General features: G+C 75.1%; 15 protein-coding genes. 4 read left to right on the forward strand and 11 right to left on the reverse strand.

The annotated features are described in order from the left end of the window. Window positions 1-8 precede the first annotated feature (8 nt). Both IAG43_RS03060 and IAG43_RS03065 read left to right on the forward strand, forming a co-directional pair. On the forward strand, window positions 9-632 hold the full coding sequence (locus IAG43_RS03060) for an Rv1733c family protein (protein ID WP_187739203.1): 624 nt from the start codon (window positions 9-11) through the stop codon (window positions 630-632). A gap of 225 nt (window positions 633-857) precedes the next feature. Further along, a complete protein-coding gene (locus IAG43_RS03065; protein ID WP_187739204.1) occupies window positions 858-1,475 on the forward strand; it encodes a VOC family protein in 618 nt (205 codons plus the stop codon). Window positions 1,476-1,722: 247 nt separating this feature from the next. Here the strand turns inward: IAG43_RS03065 and IAG43_RS03070 are convergent, their stop codons facing one another. The 4 genes from IAG43_RS03070 to IAG43_RS03085 form a co-directional block, all read right to left on the reverse strand. Then, the gene (locus IAG43_RS03070) at window positions 1,723-1,884 is read right to left on the reverse strand and encodes a hypothetical protein (protein WP_187739205.1); all 162 of its coding nucleotides are present in this window, start codon (window positions 1,882-1,884) and stop codon (window positions 1,723-1,725) included. An 11-nt stretch (window positions 1,885-1,895) separates the two neighbouring features. After that, complete coding sequence (locus tag IAG43_RS03075) at window positions 1,896-5,225, reverse strand: S1 family peptidase (RefSeq protein WP_187739206.1); 3,330 nt, start codon at window positions 5,223-5,225, stop codon at window positions 1,896-1,898. Beyond that, the gene (locus IAG43_RS03080; protein ID WP_187739207.1) at window positions 5,222-5,548 is read right to left on the reverse strand and encodes a trypco2 family protein; all 327 of its coding nucleotides are present in this window, start codon (window positions 5,546-5,548) and stop codon (window positions 5,222-5,224) included. Before IAG43_RS03080 ends, IAG43_RS03075 begins: the two co-directional genes overlap by 4 nt. A 143-nt stretch (window positions 5,549-5,691) precedes the next feature. Next, window positions 5,692-9,285 (reverse strand): tetratricopeptide repeat-containing serine protease family protein, encoded by a 3,594-nt coding sequence (locus tag IAG43_RS03085; protein ID WP_187739208.1) that lies wholly within the window; start codon window positions 9,283-9,285, stop codon window positions 5,692-5,694. A gap of 391 nt (window positions 9,286-9,676) precedes the next feature. On the opposite strand from IAG43_RS03085, the gene IAG43_RS03090 reads away from it, so the two are divergent. Then, window positions 9,677-11,068, forward strand: a complete 1,392-nt coding sequence (locus tag IAG43_RS03090) for an MFS transporter (protein WP_187739209.1) — start codon at window positions 9,677-9,679, stop codon at window positions 11,066-11,068. Window positions 11,069-11,317: 249 nt separating this feature from the next. On the opposite strand, the gene IAG43_RS03095 is transcribed toward IAG43_RS03090, so the two are convergent. The 6 genes from IAG43_RS03095 to IAG43_RS03120 all read right to left on the reverse strand — a co-directional run bounded on the left by IAG43_RS03095 (window position 11,318) and on the right by IAG43_RS03120 (window position 18,430). Beyond that, window positions 11,318-13,216 carry a helix-turn-helix domain-containing protein gene (locus IAG43_RS03095; RefSeq protein WP_187739210.1) on the reverse strand — a complete coding sequence of 633 codons (1,899 nt, stop codon included), beginning with the start codon at window positions 13,214-13,216 and terminating at the stop codon, window positions 11,318-11,320. Between the two features lie 152 nt (window positions 13,217-13,368). Further along, window positions 13,369-14,196 (reverse strand): 3-hydroxybutyrate dehydrogenase, encoded by an 828-nt coding sequence (locus tag IAG43_RS03100; RefSeq protein ID WP_187739211.1) that lies wholly within the window; start codon window positions 14,194-14,196, stop codon window positions 13,369-13,371. 55 nt (window positions 14,197-14,251) lie between these two features. Then, entirely contained in the window at window positions 14,252-14,734 is a 483-nt protein-coding gene (locus tag IAG43_RS03105; protein WP_187739212.1) for an NUDIX hydrolase, read from the reverse strand. Between the two features lie 35 nt (window positions 14,735-14,769). Beyond that, window positions 14,770-16,386 carry an apolipoprotein N-acyltransferase gene (gene lnt, locus IAG43_RS03110; protein ID WP_187739213.1) on the reverse strand — a complete coding sequence of 539 codons (1,617 nt, stop codon included), beginning with the start codon at window positions 16,384-16,386 and terminating at the stop codon, window positions 14,770-14,772. Between the two features lie 351 nt (window positions 16,387-16,737). Further along, entirely contained in the window at window positions 16,738-17,298 is a 561-nt protein-coding gene (locus IAG43_RS03115; RefSeq protein ID WP_187739214.1) for a hypothetical protein, read from the reverse strand. Window positions 17,299-17,641: 343 nt separating this feature from the next. Next, complete coding sequence (locus tag IAG43_RS03120) at window positions 17,642-18,430, reverse strand: glutamate racemase (protein WP_246574049.1); 789 nt, start codon at window positions 18,428-18,430, stop codon at window positions 17,642-17,644. 58 nt (window positions 18,431-18,488) lie between these two features. On the opposite strand from IAG43_RS03120, the gene IAG43_RS03125 reads away from it, so the two are divergent. Continuing rightward, entirely contained in the window at window positions 18,489-19,700 is a 1,212-nt protein-coding gene (locus IAG43_RS03125) for a glycosyltransferase (protein ID WP_187739215.1), read from the forward strand. Window positions 19,701-19,728: 28 nt separating this feature from the next. Here the strand turns inward: IAG43_RS03125 and IAG43_RS03130 are convergent, their stop codons facing one another. After that, window positions 19,729-21,000 (reverse strand): TerD family protein, encoded by a 1,272-nt coding sequence (locus tag IAG43_RS03130; protein ID WP_246574050.1) that lies wholly within the window; start codon window positions 20,998-21,000, stop codon window positions 19,729-19,731. Window positions 21,001-21,099 lie beyond the last annotated feature (99 nt).

The raw sequence follows: 21,099 nt of genomic DNA on the forward strand, positions 1-21,099 counted from the left end.
GAGCAGAGATGCACGATCCGGTCCCCCGCGCCCAGCCTCCGCCCGTCCGGCCGCTGCCGCCCTGGCTGTGCCGCTGGCGCCGCAACCCGCTGCGCCGCCGGTCCGACCTCGTGCGGGCGTGGATCGCGCTCGCCGCGGTCACCGCCGTCCTGGGCGCCGTCCCCGTGGCCGCCGTGGCCGTGGGCCGCGCGGCCCACGGCTCGCTCTCCGCCGCCGCCGACGCCCGCGCGGCGTCGCTGCACCTGGTCACCGCGGTGGTGGAACGTGACGCGCCGCGGCACCCCGAACCCGGCTCGGACGAGGCGGACCTGGCCCGGTATCCGGCGCCGGTCCGCTGGACCGGCCCGGACGGGCGGGTGCACCGCGGCGAGACGGAAGTGCCGGCGGGGGTGTCGGCCGGCACGACGGTCGCGCTGTGGTGCGACGACCGGGGCAGGGCGGTCCGTGCCCCGATGTCCCCGGAGGAGGTCCGCAACCGTTCCGTCGGCTGGGCGGCTGTGGCGGGCGTGTCGGTGGCTGTGGCGGGGGCGGTCGTGTACGCCGTCGTAGGCCGGTTCCTCGACCGGCGGCGGCTGGCCGAGTGGGACGCCGCGTGGGCGGCGGCCGCCCCCCGCTGGTCGGCGTCGGCCTGACCGGCGCACGGTGCGGGGCTGTTCGGGCCCGTCGCGGGCCGCCGGAGCGGAAGGACCGCGGAACGCGACCGGCCGCGGGACGAGGAGGACCGGGCCCGCTGCGCCGCCGGACGTCGCCGCCCCGCGGAGCGCCGCCCGGCCGGAGGCGGCCGCCCTGACCGGGCCGGCCGCACCGGTCAGGAATCGAGAAGCAGCGGCCCCGGGAGCCCGCCTAGCGTGACGTGCATGAACATCGAAACCGTCACCCTCGAGGTGGCCGACCCCACGGCTGCCGCCCGCTTCTACTCCGCCTTCGGTCTGGGCGGCCGTATCGCCCTGCGGGAGTCGGACGCGCCGACGACCGGATTCCGCGGCTTCTCGCTGTCCGTCACGGTCTCCCGGCCGGCGGACGTGGACGCGTTCACCGGTGCCGCCCTGGACGCCGGGGCCACCGTCCTGAAGCCGGCCGCCAAGTCGTTCTGGGGCTACGGCGGCGTCCTGAGGGCGCCGGACGGGACGATCTGGAAGATCGCCACCTCCGCCCGGAAGGACGCCGGCCCGGCCACCGGGGAGATCGACCGGCTGGTGCTCCTGCTCGGTGCCTCGGACGTCCTCGCGAGCAAGCGGTTCTACGTCGGACGCGGACTCACCGTGGCGAAGAGCTTCGGCCGCAAGTACGTGGAGTTCGCCTCGGATCCGGGCCCCGTGCAGCTCGCCCTGTACGGGCGCCGTGCCCTGGCCAAGGACGTCGGCGTGCCCGAGGAGGGCACGGGGTCCCACCGGATCGTCCTCGGGGGCGACGGTGCCTTCACCGACCCGGACGGGTTCGCCTGGGAGGCCGCCGCCCTGACCACCACGCCCTGACCCGGTGCCCGCGCCGGTCCCCCTTCCCGCCGGTTCCCGGCCGGGGCGGGGCGCACACCCGGCAGCGATCCCGTCCGGGCTGCCGGAACGTGACGGTGCCGGAGGCGCTGCCCGCGGTGTGCACCGGACCGCCGTCGAGGGGGTGACCGGTGCCCTCGCCCCGCGGGGCCGATGCCCCGCACCGCGCGGGCCCCGGCATCCGGAGAGGGGGATGATCCGCGGGCGGGAACGGGGCGGGTGCCGCCCGTCACTCGCCGGGGAGCTCGGCGATTTCGTCGCCGACCTCGGTCGTCGTGAAAGCGTAGTCGCTGACTTGGGCGTCGAGCGGGCCGACCGGCGGCTGCGCAGGATCGGCCGCAGCCGCTTGCTGCTGCTCGGGCTCGTCCGGTTGTTCCGACGGGTCGGACACGGTGTCTCCCCTCACGTGACCTGTGAGCGGGAGTTTACGGGACCGTCGGTGCCCAGCTCGCTCAGCGCCGCCGCGCAGCGCTCGGCCAGCGGGGTCGCACCGCAGGCTGCCGCGTCCTGCGCCGCGCGGCGCAGCATCCCACGGGCGGCCACCGGATCACGGGCCGCGACGGCCAGGCCCCGGGCCAGCAGGATGTGCGCGCTGTCGCGTCCGGGCGGGTTCCACCCGGCCGAACACGCCTGACCGAGAAGGCGCATGGCCTCCTCCGTGGCCTCCTCGGAGTCCGCCGGCCGGCCGGACTGCCGCAGCAGTACGGCGTGGTCGGTGAGCGCGACCGCGAGTCGTCCGGTGGCGGCTGCCGCGCCGTCCGCCGCGAGGGTACGGCGCAGGGCGACGGCTTCGGCCGTCGCGTCGACGGCGGACGCGGTACGGCCGACACCGGTCAACCGGGCGGCCAGGCCCACGAGTACATGGGCCAGGTCGGACATCCGGGGTGCCGACGTGCCGTCTCCGACCAGTCTGCGGTGGATGGCCGCCGCTTCCTGCGCACAGGCCAGCGCCAGATCGGGCGCGCGCAGCGCGGCGTAGAGGCGGCCCTGGTCGTGCAGGGCCCTGCCCAGCCCGGTCAGATGACCGTCCGGCGACCTCTCGGCAAGCTCCCGCAACGTGTCGACGGCCTCGCCCAGCGGCTCGATGGCCTTCTCCGGGGCGCCCGCGGCCTGGAGGTACACCGCGTAACTCAGCAGCGAGCCCGCCAGTTCCTCGGCAGGGCGGTCCGGGTCACGGGCCGCGAGATGCCGGCGGATGGCCACGCTGCGGGCGCCCGCGCGCAGCGCGTCGGCGATGCGGTCGGCCCGGTGGCACCAACGGGCGTGATGGTGAAGGATCTTGGCCAGCCGCGCCGCCTCCTCGGTGCCGGCCGTGGCATGGTCCTCGGATCCGGCGCCCTCCCCGGCCAGGGCCAGCAGGCGGTCCCCGGTCCGTGCGGCGTCGTCGAACCGTCCCACGTCGGCGAGCCGGGCGCCGTAGCCGAGGAGCAGGTCGATCAGCTCGGCGGGAGCCGCGTCCTCGGCCCGCAGCCGCACCGCCTCCTCCGCGGCCTCGACGGCTTCTTGGTGGCGCCCGGTCGCGGACAGCCGGTAGGCGAGGGCGAGCAGTGCCCCGGCCAGTGACCCCGGCGCGGTGTCTGCCGCGGTCCGCAGCCCGGCGACGTTCTGCCGGGCCATGACCAGGGCCGGGCGGGCGAGGACCTCCGTGTATCGCGGTACGGCGGAGAGCAGGTCGCCGGGGAGTGCCGCGTCCGGGGAGGGGGCGTCCGGTCCTGTGGTCGCCGCTGTGTTCATCAGGACCGCGTCGAGGGCGGTGGTGAGGGTGTCGCCGGGTTCCTGGACCAGCAGATCCATGGCGGCGAAGGCGAGCGGGCGCGGGCGGGCGGCCACGGCGGCGACGATCCGCTCCCGCAGTTCCGGGAACGGCTCGCCCGCCCGGCACAGCGTCCGCAGCAGGTGGACGGACTGTTCCGCGGGGGTCCGTGCGGCGATCTCGGAGAGGAGTTCGGGGAAGTCCCGCAGCGTGGAACCCACTTGGTGGGCAGCCAGCGGGTCCGGGGACAGGCCCGTCCAGTAGGTGTCCTGTCCGCCGTACAGCTCGTGGACCCATACGGCGGCGGCGAGCCGGGTGTTCCCGGTCTCGCCGGTCATGCAGTCGAGGCGGGCCAGAAGAGCCCTGGCCTCGGTCGGTGTGGCCGCCCGGTGCAGGGTGGCGGCGGCGACGAGTTGGCGGAGGGTGGCGGGGTGGAGATGGCCGATGCCGTTGGCGGTCGCGGTCCGGGTCCAGTAGTGCTCCTCGTGCAGGAGCAGGATGTCTTCCTCGCGGGCCGCGGGGGCGGTGCGCTTCGGGGTGGGGCCGGCGCGTTCCAGCAGGCTGGTCAGTGCGGCCATGGTGAGGGCGAGCGCACTCGAGTAGCGGGAACCGGCAAGGTGCGGCGGGGCCGGTGGCGGTTGGCTCGCCTCCCTGTCCGGCACTCCGGTGAGGGCCGCGAGCGCGGGTGCCAGCGCGACGGCCGCGCGCCGGAACGCCTCGGCCCGGCTGCGCGGGTCCTGAGCCAGCGGCCCCAGGTGCATCACCGCCTCCGGTGGAAGCTCGCGCAGCGCCCGCGTGGTGACCCGGGCGTGCCGCCACCACTCGCCCGCGCCGCGTGCGAGCAGCAGCAGACGGACGGGGGCCGCACCGCCAGTTCCCGGGCGCAGGGCCCGCAGGCAGGCGCGCAACTGTCCGGAGCGGGTCTCGGCGTAGTCCAGTACCAGCAGCAGGGGGTCCGACAGGGTGGCGAGCAGGTCGAGGCGGTCGTCGGGGCACTGGTCGTCCAGGAAGCCGGCCGCCCAGCCGCGATCCGTCATCCGTTCCACGAGTTCGCGGGCCAGCCGGGTCTTGCCCTGGCCGCCGGGCGCGGCCAGTAACCGCAGGGAGAAGTCCGGTGGTTCCCGGCACCAGTCGGTGAGGGCGGTCAGCACGCCGTCCCGGCCGTGGCAGCCGACCGGGCTCACCTCGGCGCGCAGCAGCCCCGCGGGGGATCCGGGTGGCACGGGCGGGGAGAGCAGCACGGGGGTGAGTTCGACGCTGCGGGGGCGTACGCGTCCGAGGAGCCCTACCACGTCCGGGTCGGCGAGGACCGACTCGACGGGGACGGCGGTGAGCGCGCCCCCGGCCGGATCTCCCGGATCGACGCTGACCAGGCCGACCAGCAGCCCCTCGCACACCACACCCGATCCGGACATCCCGCTCCATCGGGTCGTCGGGCGCAGGCGCGCGCCAGTGGCCCGAATCGCGGACGGCGGCGGGGTCTGTGCGGGCGGGACCGGGGTGTGGACCGTGATCTCGTAGCGGCCGGCCTTCAGACGGCTCCCCGGGGTGATCTCCCCGGTGATGTGGGCGCTGTCGCGGAAGGTGAGCGTGCCGTCGGTCAGCAGGTTCATCCCGGCCGGGAAGCCCACCGCCTCGACGGCACGGGTGCCGCGGGTGCCGGCGAGCCGCCCCCAGCCGAGCGCCGGCAGACCGCCCGGCGGTCCCGGGGCCGCGCCGGCGTCGAAGCGGAGCAGTGCCGCGTCGACGCCGGTCCCGCGCGGCTCGTCGTGCCGGTGCCACAGGACGGTGGTCCATCGGTCGTCCCGGGAGGGCAGCCGTACGAGCACCCTGCCGCCCGCGGGACCGGCGACATGACCGGCGGTCAGGACGAGTCCGCCGTCCAGCAGGAAGCCGGTCCCCGTGGCGTATCCGCCGGTCTCCCGGGGACGGTAGATCTCGACCGCCCGGCCGGCGGCCAGGATCCGGGAATCGATCACTGCCCGGGCAGCTGATCCGTACTGGCGGAGACCTCCAGCGGGCCTCCCGCCGGGTCCTGGGGGGTCAGGGTGAGCCGTACGGAGTGTGTGGTGCGGTTCTCCACTGACCGACGGCCACCGGCGGACAGCACATAGAACTTGGCGCCCGCGTTCGCCTCGGCACCGCTGACCAGCTCCACTTGGAACTCCAGCTCGACGGGACCGACCTCGAAACGCAGGCTCCCGGGTGGTGCGAGACGCCGGGCGGACTCCAGCTGGGTCCGCAACGATTCGATCGCCTGGGCCAGTTCGACTGCCGCCCCGCTGCCACCGTGCTCGGTCATGCCCCTCCTCCATCCGGCTGCACAGCAGCCCTACCCACCGTCGACGGTCCTGACGCCGCCGGACCGCGCGCCCCGGGAACACGACTCGGGTGCACAGCGATCCGGGGACGCGCGAACGGCTCCCGACTCTCCGCGGTGAGGAGTCACCGCGGCGGCCGTACGGGGTTCTCCGCGAGCCAGCGGCGGATCGTCTCCGCCTCTCCCGTCCGCCCCAGAGCGTTCAGCAGGTCCGCCTGCAGGGTCAGGACCCTGTGCAGGCCGTCCATGGCGACCGCCCCCTCTCTCATCCCGCGGTGGGCCTCGACGGATTCCCCCGTGGCACTCAGGGCCGCCGGCAGGTCCCCCTGCCCGGCCAGCGTCAGCGCCTGTAGGTAGAGACTCTGCGCGAGGTGAGGCAGGTGTGCGGCCGGGTCCTTCTTCTGCAGACGACGCTGGACGGCCACGGCCTCCGTCGCGCGGGCCAGTGCCTCCGCTCCACGCCCGGCTTCGCGCAGCCAGGCAGCCAGGTTGGTCAGCGACGCGGCCAGGTGCGGCCCGTGGACCTCCGGGCTCAGCCGGGCGAGGGTCCGGAGGATCTTTACTGCCTCTTCCGCGGCGGCCAGCGCCTCGGCGGCACGCCCCGCCCGGTGCAGCCAGGCCCCCAGGTTGGTCAGCGTCACGGCCAGGCGCGGTCCGTACACCGCCGGGTTCGACTCCGCCAGACGCCGGTGGATCTTCGCCGCCTCTTCCGCGGCGGTCAACGCCTCGGCGCCGCGTCCTGCCGTGTCCAGCCGGCTGGCCAGGTTGTGCAGGGCCAGGGCGAGTCCGGGTTCGTACGCCGCCGGGTCGATGGCGGCGAGGCGACGCGAGATCCGCACCGCTTCCTCGGCGGCGGCCAGGGCTTCGTCCTGGCGCCCTGCCTTCGCCAGGTGGTTGCCGAAGTTGGTCAGCGCGACCGCCAGTTCCGCTTCGTATCCGGCCGGGTTCGCCATGGCGAGGCGACGGTACACATCGACGGCCCGCTCTCCCGCGTCCAGGCCCTCGGCCGAGAGCCCCCTCTGCGCCAGCCAGGCGCCGAGGTTGAGGAGCGCTCTGGCGAGGCTGGGGCTGTGGGTGCCCGGATCCGCGTCCGCGAGGCGCGTTCCGATCCGCACGGCCCGGTCGACCGCAGCCAGGCCCTCCGCGTACCGTCCGGTCTGCGCGTACCTGTTGCCGAGAGTGGTCAGCGCCGTCAGCAGGCCGGGCTCGAACGCCGTCCGGTCGGTGGCGGTCAGGCGCTCGTGAATCGTCACGGCTCTCTCCGCCGGTTTCACGGCGCCGGTGTAGTCGCCTGCTTCCGCCAGACGATTGCTGAGCCTGTTGAGCGAACTGCCCAGATAGGGGGCGTAGGTCGTGTTCGACGCGATGCCCTCGTAGAGGTCCACCGCCCGCCGGTTCGCGCTCAGCGCCTCCTGCGGGCGTCCCGCCTCGCCGAGCAGGACACCCAGGTCGGACAGGGCGCCGGCCAGCGCCGCCGCGTCGGAGGCCAACTGCTCCGGATCCACGGCCTCCGCAGGCCGGGCCGTGGAACGCTGGTAACGGTCCACCAGGTCCTGGGTGAGCCGCAGGGCGAGGCCGGGGACGGCCCGGGAGGGACCGGGCAGCGCGGCGACCGCGCTCCGCAGGGCCTCGGTGTGGATCGTGACCGTGTCGAGAGCCGCGCCCAGGACGGCGAGGATCCGCTCACCGTCCGCGGTGCGGCGCGCGTTGTTGTGGGCGACGACCGCGCGGGCCAGGGTGGTGACGGAGCGCGCCTGCTGCGCGGGGGACGCCGCGGCCAGGACGCCGGGCAGCGCGAGGCCTCCCGACGTGACGGCCTCGTCCGCGTGGTGCTCGGCGATCCTGTCCGGTTGCAGCGCGCCCCAGTAGTGGCCCTGGGCCGGTGGATACAGCCAGGCGAACCACTCCGCGATGCGGGCCGCCTTCCCGGCCTCGACGTCCGGGAGGCTGCCGAGGACGCGGATCGCCTCGTCCTGGTCCGCGGCCCCGCACAGCGCGGCGACGGCGGCGGCCCGTCCCAGGGTCCGCTCCGAGAGCCCGAGCCTGAACTCCCTGCTGTCCGATGTGGCCTCCCAGAACTTGCTCTCGTGCAGGACCAGCGTCCTCTCCACCGACGTGCCGGCGGCGGTCTCGACCGGTGCGGGGCCGTTCTGCAGGAGTCCGACGAGCGCGGTCATGTGCAGGGTGAGGACGTTGTCGTAGCGGCTGTCGCTCAGGCCGTCGGCCGGTCTTAGCTCCGCGGCAACCCGGCCCCAGTCGTACTCCGGGAATCCGGGAACGCTCGGGAGCAGGACGCTGAGGTCCCGGGCCGCGCGGGTGAAGGCGGCGGCACGGCTCTCGGCGGCTTCGCCGTCCGGGAGGAGGGCGGCGAGTTTCATGACGGGGGCGGAGTCGAGGACGCTGCCGGTCTCGTACTCGGTGTCCGCCGCGGGCTTGCGCCACGAGCCGTCCGCCCGGGCGAGCAGCAGCAAGCGCACCCGGTGGTTGTCGGCTTCCAGGAAGTGCCGGACGAGTTCACGGACGACCCGGGGCCTGGTCTCCGCGTAGTCGACGACGAGGACGAGCGGCAGGTCCGTCCGCAGGCTGCTGAAATCGAGCGGCCCCGGCGGGTCGACGAGACCCGCGCGCACGTGTCCGGTGACCCAGCCGCTGTCCGCGAGGACCTGGGTGAGCCGGCGGGCGAGCCGTGTCTTGCCCTGCCCGCCGGGGCCCGTGATCACCTGGACGGAGAGTTTCGAGGGCCCCTTCTCGCACCATGTGCGCAGCATGTCGAGTTCGGCGGCGCGACCGTGGAAGGCGACGGCCTCGGCGTCGGCGCGCAGCAGCGCGGCCGGTGAGCGCAGCGTCCGCAGGGGAGCCGCCGGCGCGAGGAGGGCGGTGGGTTCCACGGGTTCAAGAGCGGGTTCCCAGCCGGAGGAGTGTTCGGCGACGACCGCACGGAACCCGTCGTCGGCCAGGAGCAGGGCACTGGGCGTGGCAGTGAGCCGGATGCCGCCGCCGGTGGCGTTGCGGTCCGTGCGGACCACACCGCACAGCAGGTTCCCCGCGTGCACCGCGGCGCCGGAGATGCCCGACCATACGGTGCCCTTCCGTTCGCCGTCGGGGTCGCCGCCCGGCACGGGAGCGGTGCCGGAGATCCCCGACCGTCCGGTGCCCTCCCGGTCGCCGCCGCCCGGCACGGGAGCGGTGCTGGAGATCTCGTAACGGTGCACGAGGGAGCCGTTGCCCGGGACGATCTCCCCGACGAGCTGTTCGTCGAGGCGTTGTCGGGTCGAGCCGTCCTCCTGCATCCGGGGGAAGCCCAGTACGGTGACCGGCTGCGGAAGGGGCCCGATGAGCCGGCCCCACCGCTGGGGAGGTCGGGTGCCGGTGTCCTCCAGGGACTCCGGCGTCGGCCAGCCGTTGCCCTCGTCGAGCTCGATCAGCGCCGCGTCGACCAGGGGTGTCCTGCGGTACCAGCGGACCGTGGCCGGATAGCGCCTGTTCAGGGGTTGCGGAGACGCGTCGTCGGCGACCGCGAGGGCGGTCACGGGCGCGGGCCGGGGCCGCGACACCACCAGGGTCCCGGGCCAGGGACCGGACGCGTCGCCGAGAATATGAGCGGCCGTCAGCACGAGCCGCGGTGCTATCAGATACCCGGAACCGAACTCGATCGTTTCCCTGTCCTGGTCCGGACGCCGTGCGACCAGGAAGATCTGTACACGCCTGTCGAACTCCATGCTCCCCCGTTCAGTCCTGGCGGTCGCCCGGCCCTTGTCCGGACGCCCCCCGCCCAGCCGCTGCGGCCGTCCCCCTCCGGCACGGCTCCCACGGGTGCCGCCTGACGCGTCACCGTGGGCAATCGCCTGTTCACTCCCCACGACCACGACACGCAAACCAGCCGATATCCGGACCGCGCGGCCGGGCGGCACCCGCCTCGACAGCATCGATCCCGCGAGCACTGTCCACGCCCCGGCACGGCCGCCACGCGCATGGTGGACTCACGCATGGTGGACTCACGCACTACCGCCAGGGGAACTATGGTGTCCCACCACATACGCCTGTGACCTGCGTCTTCCTACGGTGTGGCGACACGGAAACGTCCCCGCCAACTGTCCGGAAGTGGTGTCCATGGCCGCCCCCGCATCCGCTCCTCCAGCGCCGAACTCGCTCAAGCGCATCGTCGCCGCGAGCCTCATCGGCACCACCATCGAGTGGTACGACTTCTTCCTCTACGGCTCAGCCGCCGCCCTGGTGTTCAACAAGCTCTTCTTCCCGGACTCGGACCCGCTGGTCGGCACCCTGCTGTCCTTCCTGACCTACGCGGTCGGATTCGCCGCGCGGCCCCTCGGCGCCCTGGTCTTCGGCCACTACGGGGACCGGCTCGGCCGCAAGAAGCTGCTGGTGCTCAGTCTGCTGCTGATGGGCGGCGCGACGTTCGCCATCGGCCTGCTGCCCACGCACGCGTCCATCGGCTCCATGGCTCCGGTCCTGCTGACGCTGCTCCGGCTGGTGCAGGGCTTCGCGCTCGGCGGCGAGTGGGGCGGCGCGGTGCTCCTCGTCTCCGAGCACGGCGACTCCGGGCGCCGCGGCTTCTGGGCGTCGTGGCCGCAGACCGGCGCACCGGCCGGGCAGCTGCTCGCCACCGGCGTGCTCTCGGCGCTGACGGCTCTGCTCTCGGAGTCCGCCTTCACGTCCTGGGGCTGGCGGATCCCGTTCCTGCTCTCCGGCGTCCTCGTGATCGTCGGTCTGTGGATCCGTCTCTCGGTCGACGAGTCCCCCGTCTTCAAGGCGGCCCTGGCGCAGGCCGAGCAGCGCAAGGCGGAGGCCGGGAAGCTGGAGAAGATGCCGCTGGTCGCCGTGCTCCGGCACCACTGGCGCGATGTGCTGGTCGCCATGGGCGCCCGTATGGCGGAGAACATCAGCTACTACGTGATCACCGCGTTCATCCTCGTGTACGCGACGACAGCGGTGGATCTGAGCAAGCAGACGGCGCTGAACGCGGTGCTCATCGGATCCGCGGTCCACTTCGTGACGATCCCGCTGTGGGGCGCGCTGTCCGACCGGATCGGCCGGCGCCCGGTGTATCTGATCGGCGCCATCGGTGTCGGCGCCTGGATGTTCCCGTTCTTCTGGCTCATCGACCGGGCGTCGTTCGGCTCGCTGCTGCTGGCCGTGACCGTCGGCCTCGTCCTGCACGGCGCCATGTACGCGCCGCAGGCGGCCTTCTTCTCGGAGATGTTCGCGACCCGGATGCGGTACTCGGGCGCCTCGATCGGTGCGCAGTTCTCGTCGGTCGCCGCCGGTGCGCCGGCCCCGCTGATCGCGACGGCGCTGCTCGCCGACTACGACTCGTCGACCCCGATCGCGCTGTACGTGATCGCCGCCGCACTGCTGACGGTCGTGGCCATCGCGTGCGCCCAGGAGACCCGCGACCGGGACCTGAACGACGTGGAGCCCGGTGCCGAGCCGGCGGCGGACCGGGTGCCCGCCCAGGCCGACGCCGCGGCGCGCACCCGCTGACGGCCGGCGCGAACGCCCGGGGGCGCGGGACCTCCTGAGGTCCCGCGCCCCCGTCGTGTGCCCGGCGTGCGGACCGGGTGGCCGGGGCGGGGCTCCGCGCCCCGGGAGCCGGCGCGCACCGCGGGTGCCCACCGGGGCGGCTCGTGCCCGGGGCCGGGCACGGGGACGGCCCGGCGGCAGGCGCGGACGGGTCCGCCTGCGGACGGCCGGGGCGGCGGGCTGCCGGGGACCGGCGCCCGCCGCCCGGGCTCACTCCCCGCCGGCGGCCGGTGAGGACATGCCGTGCAGCCGCAGCGCCAGCTGGATCTCCAGCGCGCGGCCCGGGGACTGCCAGTCGGAACCGAGCAGCCTGCCGATGCGCTCCAGGCGCTGGGCGACCGTGTTCACGTGCACGTGCAGGTCGTCCTTGGTGCGGGCGGGGCTCATGCCGCTGGCGAAGTACGCGGCCATGGTGCGGACCAGGTCGGTCCCGCGGCGCCGGTCGTAGGCAACGACCTCGCCGATGGTGCGGTGCACGAAGCCGTCGATGTCGCCCGGGTCGGCGAGCAGCAGGCCGAGAAAGCCCAGGTCCTGTGCGGCGGCGCCCTGTCCGGCCCGGCCCAGCAGGCGCAGGGCGTCCAGGCAGCGGCCCGCCTGCTCGTAGGCCGCCGCGACGGGGGTGGGGTCCCCGGCCGGGGAGCCGACCGGCGACGAGGCGCCGACCGTGACCGGCTCGCGCAGGGCGCCGCCGAGCTGGCGGGCCGTCCGGCGGGCGAGGGAAGCGGGGGTGTCCTCCGCCCCCAGCGGCAGGAGCAGCACCGTGCCCCCGTCGCGGGCGGCGGCGAGTCCCGCTCCGGTGGCGGCGAGGTGCGAGGCGGCCGACCACAGCCGCCGGCGGTCGGCGCTCTCCCTGGCCGCCGAGGCCGGCCCCGCACCGGATCCGGACCCCGGACCCTCGATCCGGGCGGCGAGCACCACGTGGGGGACGTCGAGGTCGGCCCCGAGGCGGGCTGCGCGCTCCCTCAGGAGCCGCGGGTCGCGGTCCGGGGCGTCGAGCAGGTCGTCGAGGAGTTCGCCGCGCACCCGGCGCTCGGCGTCGTGGGCGGAGCGGCGGGCGAGGAGCAGCAGCGAGGTCACCATCGCGGCCCGCTCCAGGGTGCGCTGGTCGACCGGGTCGAGCGCGGGATGGCCTCGCAGGACGAGGGCGCCGAAGACCTCGCCGCCGGCGGACACCTCGGCGATCCAGTCGTCCCCGCGGCGGACCGCGTGGCCGTCCGTGCCGGCGGGCCGGGGCGCGTCCTCGCGGAACTCGACGGTGCCGTCGAGGACTTCGGAGAGCGCCGCGGCCACGTCGTCGACCCCGCCGCCCCTGAGCACCAGTTCGGTGAGGCGGTCGTGCACGTCGGAGGCGCGCTCGATGACCCCGCTGTGGTCCTGGATGATCCCGTTGGCCCGCTCCAGTTCGGCCAGGGCGGACCGGGTCTCGGCGAGAAGGTTGGCGGTGTCGATGGCGACCGCCGCGTGCGCGGCGAACGAGGACATCAGCGCGACCTGCTCGCGCTCGAAGACGCGTGCCCGGCGGTCGGCGGCGAACAGGACGCCGATGACCTGGCTCCCCAGCATCAGCGGCACGCCGAGGATGGCGACGAGGCCCTCGTCCCTGACCGCGGCGTCGATGGTGCCGGTGTGCTCGAATCGGGCGTCCTCGAAGTAGCTGTCGGTGACGTAGGGCCGGGCGGTCTGGGCCACGAGACCGCCCAGCCCCTCCCCCATGCCCAGCCGCACCTGCTGGAACCGGGCGGACACGGACCCCTCGGTGACCCGCATGTAGGTGTCGCCCGCGACCGGGTCGTTCAGGCTGAGGTAGGCGACCTCGGTGCCGAGGAGGGAGCGCGCCCGCTGCACGATGGCCCGCAGGACGGCGTCCAGGTCGCGCAGTCCGGCGAGGTCGTGCGCGGTCTCGAAGAGCGCGGACAGCTCCGCCTCGCGCCGCCTGCGGCCCTCCAGCTCCGCGCGGACACGCAGCGCGAGCTGCTTGGCGTGCTCCAGCGCGGCGAGGGCCGGTGCGTCGGCGCCGTGCGCCCGTGCCAGCAGCACGGGCCGGTCGTACGCCTCCGCGGCGGCGCCGCGGGCGAGGAGTTCCAGGTAGGCGGCTTGGTCCAGGGACATGGGGACAGGATTACCCGTCCCCGGCGTCCCGGCGCCAGCCCTGTGGACAACTCCGCCGGCTCCGCCCCGCGCGCCCGCGGCGGCGCCGGTGCCTGGCGGTCCCGGCGGCCTCCGGCCGGGACCCGACCGCCCCGCGGCGCCGCCCCCGGACGTCAGTGGGCGGTCCATCCGCCGTCGAGGGCCACTGAGGTGCCGGTGATGAACGACGCCTGGGGGCTGCACAGGTACAGCACCGCCTCGGCGACCTCGTCGGGCTCGATCAGCCGCTTGATCGCGGAGTCCTTGAGCAGGACCTCGGTGAGCACCCGCTCCTCGGGCATGCCGTGGGCGGCCGCCTGGTCGGCGAGCTGCTTCTCCACCAGCGGCGTGCGCACGTAACCCGGGTTGACGCACACCGAGGTGACGCCGTGGGGCGCGCCTTCCAGCGCCGCCGTCTTGGAGAGTCCTTCCAGACCGTGTTTGGCGGCCACATAGGCGGACTTGAAGGCCGATGCGCGCAGACCGTGGACGGAGGAGATGTTGACGATCCGCCCCCACCCTTGCGCGTACATGTGCGGCAGCGCTCCCCTGATGAGCCGGAAGGGGGCCTCCAGCATGACGGTGAGCACGGTGTGGAACACGTCGGGCGGGAAGTCCTCGATGGGGCGGACCAGTTGCAGCCCCGCGTTGTTGACGAGGATGTCGGCGCCGGCCGCGACGGCCTCCGCGGCGTCCAGGTCGGTCAGGTCGACGACCTGGGGCTCCACCGCCCCGGCGAGGGCCCCGGCCGCGTCCCCCAGGGTCCGCAGGCCCGCGGCGTCCCGGTCCACGGCTCTCACCTTCGCGCCGGCGGCGGCGAGCCGCAGCGCGCAGGCGCGGCCGATGCCGCCCGCGGCCCCGGTGACCACGGCGGTGTGTCCGCCGAGGTCGAGCGAGACGGTGCGGCCGGCCGCGCCCGGCGCGGGAGCCTGTGGGGGACCTGGGATGCGGGGCGTGGTCATGCTCCGCACCCTAGGCAGGGATCACCCCCCGACCGATGTGGTCAGCACCCATACTTCACTGCTCAGTGGTGGGCTGGAACCATGCCGGGCCGTCGGTCATCGCCTGCTTGATCCGGAACAGGGCGAACTCCTGGAGATCCGGGAGCGCGTCCAGCGCGAACCACCCCACGTCGAGGGACTCCTCGTCGTTGACGCGCGCCTCGCCGCCCACCGCGCGGCAGCGGAAGGTGATGTCCATGTACTGGCAGATGTCGCCGTTCGGGTACGTGACCGGGCCCGGCAGCGCCTGGACGAGGACGACCCGGTCCGCCACGCAGCGGACCGCGGTCTCCTCGTACACCTCGCGCTCGGCGGTCCGGGCGGGCTGCTCGCCCGGCTCGCAGATTCCGCCGACGACCGACCACAGGCCGGTGTCCGCGCGGCGCCCGAGCAGCACGCGGCCGCGGTCGTCGAAGACGACGGCGCTGACCCCGGGGAGGAAGAGCAGCTGATGGCCGGCCAGGGCCCGGATGTCACGGATGTAGTCAGGGGTGCCCATGCCCCGACCCTAGGCGTTGGGCCGGCCGGCCGTGGTCAGGAAGCCGTCGCGGCGTCCTGTGCGCGGCGCCGCCGCCTCGCCCCCGCCGCGTCGGCGGCGGCCTTGCCCAGCGCACCCGCGGCGAGCAGCAGCAGCGCCGCCTCGGGCAGCACGCCCAGAGTCGTCGCCGGCGTCCGGGACGAACGCAGCGGAACCTCGGCCACCAGGGCGCCCGGGGTGAACATCCCGGTCCTCTCGACGATCCGGCCGTCGGGCATGATCACCGCGCTGACCCCGCTCGTCACGGGGACCACCACGGACCGGCTGTGCTCGACGGCCCGCACCCGGGACATGGCCAGCTGCTGGTAGGTCATCTCGCTGCGGCCGAAGGTGGCGTTGTTGCTGGGGACGGAGATCATCTGCGCGCCGTGGGTGACGGTGTCCCTGGCCGCGTCGTCGAAGGCCGCCTCGAAGCAGGTCACCATGCCGACGCGGGTGCCCGCGAGATCGAAGACGCCGACCTCGTCGCCGGGGCCGAAGTCGCGGCGGACCCGGTCCACGTCGGAGTTGAAGATCCGCACGAACGACCGCATCGGGATGTACTCGCCGAAGGGCTGCACATGCCGCTTGTCGTAGGTGTCCACCGGCCCGCGGCCGGGCTCCCACTCGATCATCGTGTTGCGCAGCGGCCCGGTCTCCGGGGTGACGACGGCGCCGACGACGGTCGGCACGCCGACGGCGGAGACGGCCCGGTCGATGACCAGGCGGGCGTCGGCGTTGCGGTACGGGTCGAGGTCGGAGGAGTTCTCCGGCCAGAGCACGAAGTCGGGGCGCGGCTCGCGGCCGGCCGCCACGTCGGCGGCGAGCTGCTCGGTCCGCTTGACGTGGTTGTCGAGCACGGCACGCCGCTGCGCGTTGAAGTCGAGGCCGAGGCGGGGCACGTTGCCCTGGATCGCGGCCACGGTCGCGGTCCCGTCCTCGGCGGAGTCGTCCACGAGGGGGCGGGCGGCGAGGGCGGCGACCGGCGGGAGCAGGAGCGGGAGGAGCGCCGCCGCCACTGCGGCCCGGGTCACCGCCCCGGTGTGCCGGAACGCGGCCGCGCGGCGCACGGTCTCGTACAGACCGAACCCGCACAGGGCGACGGCGAATCCGAGCAGCGGTGTGCCGCCGACGGCGGCGAGCGGCAGGAAGACGCCGTCGGCCTGCCCGAAGGCGATCTTGCCCCACGGGAAGCCGCCGAACGGCACCCGGGCGCGGGCCGCCTCGCCTGCGATCCAGACCGCGGCGCCCCACAGCGGCCAGGCGGCGAGACGGGACACGGCGGCGATGCCGGTGCAGGCCAGGGCGACGAACAGGGCCTCCGCGAAGGCGAGGGCCAGCCACGGGACCGGGCCGACCTCCTCACCGGTCCACACCAGCAGCGGGAGCATGAAGCCGAGACCGGTGAGGAGGCCCAGGCCCAGTGCCCCCCGCAGCCGTCGTCCGCGCAGGGTCCAGCCGAGCAGGGCGAACGCGGGGACCGCGAGCCACCACAGGGGCCTCGGCGGGAAGCTGAGGAAGAGCAGCACCCCCGACAGGGCCGCGGTGACGGGCCGCACGAGGCGTCCGGCCAGGGACCGGGCGCTGCGAGGGGCGGGCCGGGGGGTGTCGACGGGCGCGATGGCGGTGCTCACGTGCGGAGTCTACGGCGGGACGCTGTGCGCCCGGCGGGGCGGTGCGCCCGGGACGAGCGGGCGGGGAGGGGGCGGTGACGGCCGGGTCCGCGCGGCGCGAGCCGGTGGCGTGCGGCCGCGCCACGGGTGCGGCTCACGGAGGGCCGGTGCCCGCGGCCGACGGCGCTCGGTCACCCCGCTCCGGGTCGCCCGGCACCCAGCCGCTCCGGGGCGCGCGCCTCATCCGCCCGCGGGGCGGGAGACCGGGACCCGGCGGTGGCGTACGGCCCGCACCCCGGGGCCGGCGAACCGGCCCCCGCGCCGGAGCCGCAGAGAACCACGCTCACGCACCACGACGGGCGGCGGCCGGCGTCAGGCCTGCGGGACGGTTCCAGCGCGCAGGCGGCGGATGCGCTCGCGGATCACGCGCACCGCGAGTTCCGCGTCGTCGACGGTCACCGTGAAGGTCTTCCCGTCACCCAGGGTCACCACCAGGCCCTCGCCGCGGCGCACCACGACGGCGGTGCCGCGCTCGGGGCGCCAGCGGCATCCCCAGCCGCCCCACTGATGGGGGGTGATCCTGGGGTCGAACTCGGCGGCGACCACCTGGTCCAGCGGAATCCGGCGGCGCGGCAGGCCCATGTGCCCGCAGCGCACCTCGACCGCGTCGCGGTCGACGGTGACCTCGACGTGCACGAAGGCGAGGGTGCCGTAGAGCATCATCAGGCCGGCGGCCACGCAGCCGACCACGGCCATCACCAGGGCGACGACCCCGGTGGTCCAGTTGCCGTCGACGGCCAGCTTGATGCCGAGCGCGAGGCAGGCGGCGCCCGCCGCCGCGAGCACCCACTGCATGCGGTTGGTCGCGCGGCCGGTCCAGATCTCGGGCAGTGCCTCGGTGGAGGACCCCACGTGACGGAAATGGTGCCTCATGCTGTGGAGGGTACCCACGAAGGCCGCCGGGAGCATCGTCCGCTCGTCACGTTCCGTAGTTCCGCCAGGGGCCCCGGCGTGCGGCGGGTCGGCAACCGGGGGAACCGTGCCGGACGCACAGGTCCGGCACGGCCGCGGGGCGGCCGGTCACCCCGGCCTCCCGGCGCACGGACATCCGCCCCGCACGAGCCTCCGCCGCGCACGGACCTCCCGCACACCGCGCACGGACATCCCCCGCACCCCCACGACACGCACCGGCACGGCACGGCACGCACCCACCGGCACGGCCCGCGCCGGTCCGCCGTGCCGGGTCCCGGGCGGCGCCTGCGAAGGGCCCGGTCGTTCAGACGGCGGGGGCGGCGGTCCGGAGCAGGCGGCCCTCGGCGTACGCGAGCGCCGCGGGCGGCAGGACGGACTCGCGGCCGCTGGTGAGCACCGTGATGCGTCCGGTGGGCTCGGCGTCGGGGGCGGCGGGGATGCCGCTGCGGCGCAGCGCCTGGGCGGCGACGGCGTCCGCCGAGCCGTGGAAGACGGGCTCGGGCCCGTCGCCGGACGGGGCGACGGCGGCCCGGATGCGTTCGGCGACGAGTTCGTAGTGGGTGCAGCCGAGGACGAGGGCGCGCAGGCCGGCCGGCGTCAGGGCCGCGGCGGCGGCCACGGCACGGGCGACGGCCTCCTCGTCGGCCTGCTGCACGGCGTCGGCGAGTCCGGGGCAGGGCACCTCGGTGACGTCGACCCCGTGGGCGAAGTCCTCGATCAGGCCGCGCTGGTAGGGGCTGCCGGTGGTCGCCGGGGTCGCCCAGATGGCGACCGGGCCGCCCGCGGCGCTGGCCGGCTTGATGGCGGGGACGGTCCCGATGACGGGCAGTCCCGGCTCCAGCTCCGCGCGGAGCGCGGGCAGGGCGTGCACGGAGGCGGTGTTGCAGGCGACGATCAGCGCGTCGGGACGCCGGGCCGCGGCGGCACGGGCGACCACCAGGGCGCGCTCGGTGAGGTCCTCGGGCGTACGGGGGCCCCAGGGCATGCCGTCGGGGTCGGAGGAGAGCACGAGATCCGCGTCCGGCCTCAGGCGCCGCACCGCGGCGGCGGCGGGCAGCAGTCCGATGCCGGAGTCCATGAGCGCGATCTTCACCCGGTCACCATAGTCGACCGCCGTCCCACGGCCGCCGGTGTGGGGCAGACTGCGGCGAATGAGCGCTCTTGCGTGGATTGCGACGGCCTCCCTGGCCGCCTGGTGCTTCCTGCTCCTCGGCCGCGGCTCCTACTGGCGTACCGACCAGCGGCTCCCCGGATACGAGGAGCCGGCGCGGTGGCCGGACGTGGTGATCGTGGTCCCGGCACGCGACGAGGCCGGCGTCCTCGCGCTGAGCCTGCCGTCGCTGCTGCGGCAGGACTATCCGGGGCGCGCCGGGATCGTGCTCGTGGACGACAACAGCGGCGACGGTACGGGCGACCTGGCCCGCTCGCTGTCCGCGCGGCACGGCGGGCTGCCGCTGACGGTGTCGGCGCCCGGCGAACCGGAGCCCGGCTGGACGGGCAAACTGTGGGCGCTGCGGCACGGGATCGCCCTGGCCGAGGAGTTCGATCCGGAGTTCCTGCTGCTGACGGACGCGGACATCGCCCATCAGCCGGACAGTCTGCGCGCCCTGGTCGCGGCCGCCGGGCCGGCCGCCGGTGCGGGGCACCGCCCGCGGGGCGGCGCCGACTCCTACGACGTGGTCTCGCTGATGGCGCGGCTGCGGGTGGCGGGCGGCTGGGAGCGGCTGGTGGTCCCGGCGTTCGTGTACTTCTTCGCCCAGCTCTACCCGTTCCGCCGGGTCAACCGTCCCGGGTCGGGCACGGCGGCGGCGGCCGGCGGCTGTGTGCTGGTGCGGACGGAGGCGGCCCGCCGGGCGGGGGTGCCGGACTCGATCCGGCAGGCGCTGATCGACGACGTGGCGCTGGCCCGCGCGGTGCGGCGGGAGGGCGGCCGGCTGTGGCTGGGGCTGGCGGACCGGGTGACGAGCGTGCGGCCCTACCCCCGGCTGGGCGACCTGTGGTCCATGGTGTCGCGGAGCGCGTACGCGCAGCTGAGGCACAGCCCCGTGCTGCTCGCCGGCACGGTCGCCGGGCTGCTGCTGGTGTACGTGGTGCCGCCGGCGGCGCTGGTGGCCGGTCTGCTGGGCGGCGACCCGGCGGCCGCCTGGGCGGGCGGGGCGGCGTGGGCCGTGATGGCGGGAACGTACGGGCCGATGCTGCGGTACTACGGCGAACCGCTGCGCATGGCGCCGCTGCTGCCGCTCACCGCGGTGCTGTACCTGCTGATGACGCTCGACTCGGCGGTGCGCCACCACAGGGGCGCGGGCGCGGCCTGGAAGGGGCGTGTGTACGTCCGTCCCGAGGCCGCGCCGGAGCGCCGGTGAGGGGCCCGGTCCGCGGCCGGGCCCCGGGTCACTTCCTGCCCGGGGTCCAGTTCATGCCCCAGCCGTAGGCGTAGTCCACGGTGCGCTGGGGGCTGACGCCGCGTTCGGGCACCAGGAACCGGGCCTCGCGCTGGACGACGAGGTCGGAGCCGGTGTTGGTGATCAGGGCGAGCGCGCAGACCGTCGACGGCACGGTGCACTGGCCGAGCGAGAAGTCGATCGCCGCGCCGTGCTGCGGTTGCAGGGTGACGTGCGCGTCGAGGTCGGCGAAGCTGCGCGCGCCCTCGTAGATGGTCACGAAGATGAGGACGCGGCGCAGCGCGGCGGTGTGGTCGAGGTTGACGGTGAGGTTCTCGCCCGGGGTGCCTCCGGTGCGGTCGTCGCCGTCGAGGTGGATGAACGGCGGCTGGTCGTAGGCGCCGAACGCGTTGCCGAGCGCCTGGACGACGCCCTTGCGGCCGTCCGCGAGTTCGTAGAGGGCGCAGAGGTCGAGGTCGAGGTCGCCGTGCATGGCGACGGCACGGCCGAGCTTGGCGCCCCAGCCCTGGAACTGCTTGCGCACCTGCCAGCTGAGGTTGACCCGCATCGCTCCCGAGGTGCCGCCCTGCTTGATGAGCGAGACGGCGGGCGCGTCCTTGGTGAGCGTGACCTTGGACAGGCGGACCGGTGCGGCCGGTGCGGGTGCGGGCGCCGGCGGCGCGGGAGGAGCGGCCGGGGCGGCGGGCCGCACGGGGGGTGCGGGCGGCGGCGGGGGGACGGCGGCGGCCGGGGCGGGCGCGGCCTGCTGGGGTTCGTCGACGGTGATGCCGTAGTCGGTGGCCAGGCCCTCGAGTCCGCTGCCGTAGCCCTGGCCGACGGCACGGAACTTCCAGGCGCCCTGCCGGCGGTAGAGCTCGCCGAGGACGAACGCGGTCTCGACGGAGGCGTCCTGGCTGTCGTAGCGGGCCAGTTCGGTGCCGTCGGCCGCGTCGAGCACGCGGATGTGGAGGCCGGGGACCTGTCCGAAGGTGCCGCCGTCGGCCGAGGCGGCGAGGACGATGCGCTCGATCCCGCTCTCCACCCGGCCGAGGTCGACGGAGACCGCGTCGGTGCCCGGGCCCTTGCCCTCGTGGCGTACGGCGCCCGAGGCGTGCGCCGGCTGGTTGTAGAAGACGAAGTCCGCGTCGGAGCGGACCTTGCCGTCGGCGAGCAGCAGCGCCGAGGCGTCGATGTCGGGGACGCCCGGTCCCGGACGCCATCCCAGTTCGACCCGGACCCGCTGCGCAGGTACCGGTGTATTGGCTCCCTTAAGCATCGTCATGCTCGCCCCCATCACGGGTCACTGCCCCCGGGCTCGGCGCGCCCGGAAGTCCCTTCGTCGTCACACTGTTCCGCATACGTCCCCCTCGTCGGGCGGACC

The sequence above is a fragment of the Streptomyces genisteinicus genome (assembly GCF_014489615.1).
Lineage (GTDB): Bacteria > Actinomycetota > Actinomycetes > Streptomycetales > Streptomycetaceae > Streptomyces > Streptomyces genisteinicus.

Coding starts and splice junctions, on each gene's coding strand:
- IAG43_RS03060 (WP_187739203.1), top strand. CDS start 9: ATGCACGATCCGGTCCCCCGCGCCCAGCCTCCGCCCGTCCGGCCGCTG.
- IAG43_RS03065 (WP_187739204.1), top strand. CDS start 858: ATGAACATCGAAACCGTCACCCTCGAGGTGGCCGACCCCACGGCTGCC.
- IAG43_RS03080 (WP_187739207.1), bottom strand. CDS start 5,548: ATGACCGAGCACGGTGGCAGCGGGGCGGCAGTCGAACTGGCCCAGGCG.
- IAG43_RS03085 (WP_187739208.1), bottom strand. CDS start 9,285: ATGGAGTTCGACAGGCGTGTACAGATCTTCCTGGTCGCACGGCGTCCG.
- IAG43_RS03090 (WP_187739209.1), top strand. CDS start 9,677: ATGGCCGCCCCCGCATCCGCTCCTCCAGCGCCGAACTCGCTCAAGCGC.
- IAG43_RS03095 (WP_187739210.1), bottom strand. CDS start 13,216: ATGTCCCTGGACCAAGCCGCCTACCTGGAACTCCTCGCCCGCGGCGCC.
- IAG43_RS03100 (WP_187739211.1), bottom strand. CDS start 14,196: ATGACCACGCCCCGCATCCCAGGTCCCCCACAGGCTCCCGCGCCGGGC.
- IAG43_RS03105 (WP_187739212.1), bottom strand. CDS start 14,734: ATGGGCACCCCTGACTACATCCGTGACATCCGGGCCCTGGCCGGCCAT.
- IAG43_RS03115 (WP_187739214.1), bottom strand. CDS start 17,298: ATGAGGCACCATTTCCGTCACGTGGGGTCCTCCACCGAGGCACTGCCC.
- IAG43_RS03125 (WP_187739215.1), top strand. CDS start 18,489: ATGAGCGCTCTTGCGTGGATTGCGACGGCCTCCCTGGCCGCCTGGTGC.
- IAG43_RS03130 (WP_246574050.1), bottom strand. CDS start 21,000: ATGACGATGCTTAAGGGAGCCAATACACCGGTACCTGCGCAGCGGGTC.